Origin of the sequence: Psychromonas aquatilis, from assembly GCF_038155185.1 — a bacterium.
Taxonomy (GTDB): domain Bacteria; phylum Pseudomonadota; class Gammaproteobacteria; order Enterobacterales; family Psychromonadaceae; genus Psychromonas; species Psychromonas aquatilis.
The window spans coordinates 1-211 of the sequence record NZ_JBAKAZ010000432.1; the positions used below are offsets into that span (position 1 = coordinate 1).

The 211-nt window shown below is 33.6% G+C and carries 1 protein-coding gene; it reads right to left on the reverse strand.

The annotated features are described in order from the left end of the window. On the reverse strand, positions 1–211 hold a 211-nt coding region (locus tag V6256_RS16065), incomplete at both ends, for a hypothetical protein (RefSeq protein WP_341599194.1).

Genomic DNA, 211 nt, shown 5'->3' on the forward strand with positions numbered 1-211 from the left:
TGGATTCCCTTTTCCTTGTAATGCCTTTAACTTAACTTTGAATGTATGAGGTTGTCCTGCTTGCACCGCAAAAGATTGACGATACCAACGCATTTCAACTTTAGGACATAAAATACAAGGTAAATTTTTGATAGAAACGATATTTGCAATAAAATACCCACTATTTTTTGTATTGATTAATGATTTAACCCGCACTGTTATGGTATTGTCG